Origin of the sequence: Paralimibaculum aggregatum (assembly GCF_030270585.1) — a bacterium.
Lineage (GTDB): Bacteria > Pseudomonadota > Alphaproteobacteria > Rhodobacterales > Rhodobacteraceae > Thermohalobaculum > Thermohalobaculum aggregatum.
This window is the reverse complement of sequence record NZ_BSYI01000021.1, coordinates 75842-82415: the sequence shown is the minus strand read 5'-3', so window position 1 is coordinate 82415 and position 6574 is coordinate 75842. Positions and strand designations below refer to the sequence as shown.

Annotated in this window: 7 protein-coding genes; 1 reads left to right on the top strand and 6 read right to left on the bottom strand. The window is 70.2% G+C overall.

Annotation, left to right across the window (positions count from 1 at the left end; translation table 11 throughout):
• Positions 1 to 610, top strand: a 610-nt coding sequence (locus QSJ97_RS14075; RefSeq protein ID WP_285672412.1) for a tetratricopeptide repeat protein, incomplete at its 5' end; no start/stop codon positions are given.
• Here QSJ97_RS14075 and QSJ97_RS14070 read toward each other — a convergent pair.
• The 6 genes from QSJ97_RS14070 to QSJ97_RS14045 form a co-directional block, all read right to left on the bottom strand.
• Positions 595 to 1305 (bottom strand): hypothetical protein, encoded by a 711-nt coding sequence (locus tag QSJ97_RS14070; protein WP_285672411.1) that lies wholly within the window; start codon positions 1303 to 1305, stop codon positions 595 to 597. The two genes, QSJ97_RS14075 and QSJ97_RS14070, sit on opposite strands and share 16 nt — an antisense overlap.
• Positions 1305 to 1700, bottom strand: a complete 396-nt coding sequence (locus QSJ97_RS14065; protein ID WP_285672410.1) for a VOC family protein — start codon at positions 1698 to 1700, stop codon at positions 1305 to 1307. Before QSJ97_RS14065 ends, QSJ97_RS14070 begins: the two co-directional genes overlap by 1 nt.
• Before the next feature lie 74 nt (positions 1701 to 1774).
• Complete coding sequence (locus tag QSJ97_RS14060; RefSeq protein WP_285672409.1) at positions 1775 to 2611, bottom strand: ABC transporter permease; 837 nt, start codon at positions 2609 to 2611, stop codon at positions 1775 to 1777.
• Complete coding sequence (locus QSJ97_RS14055) at positions 2608 to 4047, bottom strand: ABC transporter permease (protein ID WP_285672408.1); 1440 nt, start codon at positions 4045 to 4047, stop codon at positions 2608 to 2610. Before QSJ97_RS14055 ends, QSJ97_RS14060 begins: the two co-directional genes overlap by 4 nt.
• Positions 4044 to 5177 (bottom strand): ABC transporter ATP-binding protein, encoded by a 1134-nt coding sequence (locus QSJ97_RS14050; protein WP_285672407.1) that lies wholly within the window; start codon positions 5175 to 5177, stop codon positions 4044 to 4046. Before QSJ97_RS14050 ends, QSJ97_RS14055 begins: the two co-directional genes overlap by 4 nt.
• Before the next feature lie 65 nt (positions 5178 to 5242).
• Entirely contained in the window at positions 5243 to 6364 is a 1122-nt protein-coding gene (locus QSJ97_RS14045; RefSeq protein ID WP_285672406.1) for an extracellular solute-binding protein, read from the bottom strand.
• Positions 6365 to 6574: the final 210 nt, after the last annotated feature.

The following is a 6574-nucleotide window of genomic DNA, read 5'->3' as shown; positions in this document are numbered from 1 at the left end:
CATAGCGGGCCCGATGACCGGCGCGGGCATCGCGGCGAAGGCGCTGCAGGCGCTGCCAGCGCTGGTCGCGGCCGGGGACTGGCCGGCGGCAGAGCGCCTGCTGCGCCGTGCCGCGGCGGCGAAGGGCGCGCCGGCGCCGGTCTTCTACAACCTCGCCAAGGTGCTCGAGGCGGCCGGCAAGGGGGCGCAGGCGGGGACTTGGCTGCGCCGGGCGGTGGAGCGCGCGCCGGACTACGCGGTCGCCTGGTTCGAGCTCGGCCGCTGGATGCTGGAAACCGGCGATCTTCCGGGCGCGGCGGAGGCCTTCGCGCGTGCTGCGGCGGCCGATCCGGGCGATGCCGACGCCTGGCGCAATCTCGGGCGGCTCGCGCTGCGCCTCGGGCAGTGGCAGCGGGCGGCGGAGGCCTGGGCGCGGCTCGGGCCGGGCGATCCCGAGGCCGCGGCGGGGGCCTATCGTGCGGCGGCGGAGCTCGGGCAGGCCGGGCCGGCGGAGACGCGGGCGCTGCTCGAGGCGCATCCCGGCCCGGCGTCGCTGCAGGCGGTGACCCATGCCGGGCGCGGGCATCTGCCCTTCGTGCTGCCGGCGGGCGGGGCTCAGCCGCGGCGCTGACGGAAGCGCTTGCGATAGACCCCGGGCCCGGCCTGCAGCGCTTCCTGCACGGCGCGGCTCGCCGCCGCACCGGCCTCGTCGAGGGTGCCGGTCTCCAGCTCCGCCGCGCCGCGCGGCACCGGGATCGCCTGCACCACCGGCGTGCCCGCCGGCAGCCGCCCGCGAAAGCCGGGATCGCTCCAGATCGCCGCGAAATGCACATAGCCATCGGCGAAGGCGTCGCAGTCCACCACCCCGGAGAGGCTGCGGAAGGGCAGGTCCTCACGGTTGAGAGGGTGGGTGAAGAGGAGCGACCAACCCTCTGGAACGGAAAGCGTCCAGAAGTTCATGAACTTGATCGCCGCGCGGCCTTCGAGGCGCAGCGGCGCGCCGCTTGCCTGCTCCGGCACATGCACGCCGACCGGCGCGCGGGAGAGCAGCTGGTCCGGGATCACCGGCGGCGACCAGTCCCAGGAGATGCCCTCCGCGGTGATCTCGAGATCGGCGGCGAGCGGCATCAGCAGGCCGAGGCCGAGCGCGTCGATCAGCGGCGGGCAGTGCTTGAGCGTGCGCACCCGGGCGCCGCCGAGGGCGGGGCTCTCGGCCTCCGAGGGCATCTCGCGCAGCCAGTCGGGCAGGGCGGCGCCGGCGGGCACCGGCTTCGGCAGCAGCGGCTCCAGCGCGGGATGGCAGCGGGCGACGATCCGGACCGGCATCAGACCGGGCGTCCGAAGAACAGGACATGGCCGTCCGGGTCGGCCACCTCGAAGCCGCGCAGCCCGTCGTCGCGGGTCGCGGGCCCGCCGGCCAGGGCGACGCCGCGCGCGGCGAATTCCGCTGCCAGGTCATCGGGTTCGGCGGAGAAGATGAAGGCGTCCCAGGGCGCCCAGGGATGCAGGCTCGGGTTCGGCACCGGCCGCAGGTCCGGCGCCACCTGCTTCAGCATCAGCCGCGCCGCGCCGCGCCCGACCATGGCGAAGAAGGGGGCCTCGTCCGGCGCCGACACCAGGCAGGCGAAGCCGAGCCCGCCGACATAATGCGCGAGCGCGGCCGAAAGGTCGGTCACGATGAAGAACGGCGCGGCGGGGCCGATCTCGCCTTGCTGTGCCATGGGCGCTCCCCTTGCGGACGGCGGTTCCGCCCGGCCCGAGCCTGCCACCGGCGGCGCGCGAAGGCCAGCCGGGCTCAGCGCGTCTCCTCGCGCCGCAGCAGGAAGGTGTGCACCAGCGCCGCCGTCACGGTGATCGCGATGATGATCGTGCCGACGGCGTTGATCACCGGCGGGTGGCCGTTGGGGTTGCGGGCCATGGCGCCGATCTCGGTGGCGAAGGTGCAGGTCCCGCCCTTGGCGAACATCGTCGTGTTGTAGTTCTCCATGGAGGCCATGAAGGCGATCACCGCGGCGGAGATCAGCGCCGGCGCCAGGAAGGGCAGGGTGATGCGGCGGAACACCCGGAAGGGCGAGGCGCCGAGATCGAGCGCCGCCTCCTCGAACTCCACCGGCTGGCGCTGCAGCCGCGCCATCAGGATCAGCATCGGATAGCCGGCGATGAAGGTCACCTGCGCCATCACGATGGTGAAGAGCCCGGCATCCATGCCGACGCTGCCCCAGAACACCAGCGCCGAGAGGCCGAGCACGATCCCCGGCGCCAGCATCGGCGAGAGCAGCACCCACCAGAGAAAGCCGTTGTAGCGCGAGCGCCAGCGGGTCAGCATCACCGCCCCGGCGAGCCCGAGCAGCAGCGCCAGCGGCACCACCACGGCGGCGACCACCAGCGAGTTCTCGAAGCAGCCGACGAAGCGGTCGCGGTCGAGCGCGCGCAGCACCGGATCGGCGCGCAGCTCGGCGTCCTCCATCCAGAAGAAGGCATACCACTTGCCCGTGGTGCCGCGCCATTCGGTCACCGAGGGCGGCGAGATGTCGTTGACCGAGGCCACCACCATCAGGATCAGCGGCGCGAACATGAACAGCAGGAAGGCCCAGGTGTAGAGGCTCAGCAGATGGGAGGCCGCGTTTCTCATGCCCGCACGAAGTCCTTCAGCCGCGCTCGCATCAGCCACATGAAGAGCGCCACGATGCCGAAGCAGAGGATGGTGAAGGCGAAGCTGTAGGCCGCGCCCACATTCGAGTTCTCGCTCTCGAAGAACTTGTTGTAGATGGTCTGCGAGAACCATTCCGACTGCAGCCCGCGGCTGATGATCCGCGGCACCGAGAAGGCCCCGGCCGCCAGCATGAAGGTGGTGATGCAGCCCACCGCGATGCCCGGCTTGGCGTGCGGGATGATGATCCGCCTGTGCAGCCGCCAGGTCGAGGCGCCGAGATCGCGCCCGGCCTCGAGCTGGTTCCGATCCAGCGTCGACATGACGTTCACCATCGGGAACACCATGAAGAGGATGTAGGTGTAGACGATCACCACGAAGACGGTGATCGGCGAGCGCTTGAACGGGATCGCCTCGTCGGCCTCGAGGTCGATCAGCCCGATCCAGTCGAGCATGTGGTTGATCAGCCCGCGCGTCTCGATCAGCGAGACCCAGGCATAGACCCGCATCAGCTCCACGATGGCATAGGGGATCACCAGCGCGAGGAACAGCCAGACCGCCTTGCGCGGGCCCGAGTTGAGCGCGAGGTTGAAGGCGATCGGGTAGCAGACCACCAGCGACAGCGCCGTCGCCAGCACCGCGAAGAACAGCGTGCGGAACAGCGTGACGAGGGTGAGCCGGACATGGGTCACGCCGTCCTTCTCGAAGCGCAGGCCGATCAGGTCGAAGAACTGGTTGGAGAGCCGCGCATCCTCGATGGCCTTGGTGGTCTCGCTCATCGGGATCGGGCGGGCGGCGATCAGGACCTCGAAATTGGTCGTGGTCCAGGGGAACGCGCCGGCCTCGTCCTCGAGCAGCCGCGCATGCAGCGGCGTGACCGCGTCGATCACCGCCTGCGCCGCCTCGATCTGCTCCGCGACGGGCAGGCTGTCGTCGACATCGAGCACCGGCAGCCCATAGGCGGAGACCAGCGTCTCGCGCGCGGCATCGAGGTCGCGCACGAAGGTGGTCTCGGTGGTGGTTCGGTCGCATTGCAGGATGTAGGGCCGGGTCGCCCGTTTCGGCGTGCCGCCGAGGGAGGGCACCGCCATGCCCCCGGCGCTCGGCACCGCCATGCCCCCGGCGCTCGGTACTGCCATGCCCCCGGCGGAGGGGATTGCCAGCCCGCCGTCCTCCGTGGCCGGGGCGGCCGGCGCCTCGTCGCTCGGCAGGTAGTTCTTCAGCACCGCCTGGCAGGTCCGCGCATCGCGGATCACGGTCGCCGCCACCGAGCTGTCGAGAGCCCGGCCCGGCGCGCGCAGCGACTTGTCGAGCATGGTGAGCTGCGGGAAGGCGATCAGCACCAGCGCCCAGGCCGCCACCGCCAGCACGAAGGCCGCGACCAGCCCGCGGCCATAGGTCTGGACGAGCGCTCTCATGCCTCGGCCATCTCGCTTCCGGTGCGGGCCAGCTCGCCCTCGGGCAGCACGACCGCGCGCTCGCAGGGAAAGCCGATCCGCTGGCGTCCGGAGGGCGGATCGCCGCCCTCGTTGCGCACATGCATGGCGATCTGCCGGTCGCCCGCGCGCATCACCAGGTTGACGAATGGGCCCTCGAGGTCGCGCCGCTCGAGCTCGGCCTCGAGCTCGTTGCCATAGCTGCCGTCGCCGCGGCCATCGACCTGCGCCGCCATGCTGCCGGAAAAGCCCATGTTCTCCGGCCGCACGAAGAGCATCGCCGGCGCGCCCTCGGCCAGCCCGCGCGGGTTGCGCCCGAGAAAGCGGCCATGCGGCGTCTCGACCAGCGCCATGCCGTTCTCGAGCCCGGCAACGGTGCCGCGGAAGACGTTGGCCTCGCCGACAAAGCTCGCCACGAAGGCGGTTTCCGGCTCGGAATAGACCTGGTCGCCGGTGCCGACCTGCTCGATCACCCCGGCATTCATCACCGCGATGCGGTCCGACATGGTCAGCGCCTCGCCCTGGTCGTGGGTGATGTAGATGAAGGTGACGCCGGTCTTCTGCTGGATCGTGCGCAGCTCGGCGCGCATGTGCTGGCGCAGCTTCAGATCGAGCGCCGAGAGCGGCTCGTCGAGCAGCAGCACCGCCGGCTCCACCGCGAGCGCGCGGGCGATCGCCACGCGCTGGCGCTGCCCGCCGGAGAGCTCGGTCGGCTTCTTGCCCTCGTGGCCGGTAAGCGCGACGAGCTCGAGCAGCTCCATCGCCCGCGCGCGCCGGCGCCGGCGCGTCACGCCGCGCGCCTCCAGCCCGAAGGCCACGTTCTCCCAGATGCTCATCAGCGGGAACAGCGCGAGGTTCTGGAAGATCAGCGCCGTCGGCCGCTCGTTGGCGCCGCGGCCGCGCTGGTCCTCGCCGCCGATCAGCACGCGGCCCGCGCTCGGCTCCACGAAGCCCGAGATGGCGCGCAGGATCGTGGTCTTGCCGCAGCCCGAGGGGCCGAGGATCGAGAAGAACTCGCCGGCCCTGATCGTCAGGTCGGTCGGCTGCACCGCGGTGAAGCCGTTGGGATAGGTGATCGACATGCCGTCGAGAACGACATCCTTGCCGTGCATGGGTCTCCCTTTCCCGAAGGCGGCGCCCCGCGGGATGCGGGGCGCCGGGCAGCCGGTCCGCCCGATCAGGCGTTGGTGATGATCTCGACGAACTCGTTGCGGATCGGCGCGAAGAACGGCGTGTCGGCCTGCCACCACCACATGTTGGAGAGAACCTCCGGGGTGTAGACCTCGTTGAACTGGCGCTTGAACTCCTCGGAGGCATATTCCGCGCTGCCCGCCACGGCCGAGTTGTAGCCGGTGTTGTTGGCGAACATGCCGCCGACCTCGGGCTGCAGCATGAAGTTCATGAAGGCCACCGCCTGCTCCTTGTTCTCCGACTCGCGCAGGATGCCGAAGCTGTCGAGCCAGGTGATGATGCCCTCCTTCGGCGCGCGGTAGACGTAGCTCGCATCCTCGCGGTTGAGCAGCAGCCCGGTGGTGTCCCAGGTCTGGCCGATGACGCAGCCGGCCTCCTTGAAGGCCGAGGTCGCCTCGGTGGCGTTGTTCCAGAAGGCGCCGAAATTCTCCTTGCGCTCCAGCATCCACTTGGTGACCGCGCCCCAGACCCGGCGGGCGTCGTCCTCGGACTTGTAGACGTCGAGCATGCGGTTCGACGGCACCTCGCCGATGGCGTCGAGATAGAGGCCGGTGCCCATGATGACCGATTTCTGGCGGAAGGCGGCCTTGCCGGCGGCTTCCGGGCGCCAGAGATCGCCGAACGAGATGTCGGCATCGGCGATGTCGAGGGCGCCGCGGTTCAGCGTCACGCCCTCGGTGCCCCAGTCGAAGGGCAGCAGGATCTGCTTGCCGTTGAACTGGCCGCCCAGGGTGGCCGAATCGCGCAGGAAGGAGGGGATCACGGCGCCGGTGTTCACATCGGCCGGGACCTCGGCGAAATAGGTCTCGCCATCCCCGTCGATATAGTTGGTGGAGTTGGTGATCGAGGGGAACACCAGGTCGAAGCCCTTGCCGCCATTCGCCTTGACGGTCGATTCGGCCTCGTCGTTGGAGCCGAAGGTGGTCAGCTCGAGGGTGATGCCGGTGTCGTTCTGGAACTTCTCGGCGATGTTCGGCTGGATGTAGTCCTGCCATGCGAAGACCTTGACCGTGCCGGAACTCGCCAGCGCGTCATGGGCGCGCAGGATTGCCGGGGCGGCGACGGCGGCGGTGGTCATCTTCAGGATCGAGCGGCGGTCGATGATCATGGTGTCCCCCTGTCATTGGGTTTGGTTGTGCACATGTCGATGCCGGCCGGTGCGCCCGCAGCGCGGTGCGGGCGGCGGCTGACGCCTAGTCTGCTTGTAAGTTCATTCGATGTAAATTTGATGACCCCCTTGCCGGTGTCTGTGCCGGCGCCGGCAGGTCGGGGCGCGGTGGTGCGGCCCGGGCGGCGTCCGCTATGGACAAATGCACAA

Excerpts from the sequence above, each read along its gene's own strand:
- QSJ97_RS14050 (WP_285672407.1), bottom strand. The coding sequence starts at position 5,177 with ATGCACGGCAAGGATGTCGTTCTCGACGGCATGTCGATCACCTATCCC.
- QSJ97_RS14055 (WP_285672408.1), bottom strand. The coding sequence starts at position 4,047 with ATGAGAGCGCTCGTCCAGACCTATGGCCGCGGGCTGGTCGCGGCCTTC.
- QSJ97_RS14060 (WP_285672409.1), bottom strand. The coding sequence starts at position 2,611 with ATGAGAAACGCGGCCTCCCATCTGCTGAGCCTCTACACCTGGGCCTTC.
- QSJ97_RS14065 (WP_285672410.1), bottom strand. The coding sequence starts at position 1,700 with ATGGCACAGCAAGGCGAGATCGGCCCCGCCGCGCCGTTCTTCATCGTG.
- QSJ97_RS14070 (WP_285672411.1), bottom strand. The coding sequence starts at position 1,305 with ATGCCGGTCCGGATCGTCGCCCGCTGCCATCCCGCGCTGGAGCCGCTG.
- QSJ97_RS14045 (WP_285672406.1), bottom strand. The coding sequence starts at position 6,364 with ATGATCATCGACCGCCGCTCGATCCTGAAGATGACCACCGCCGCCGTC.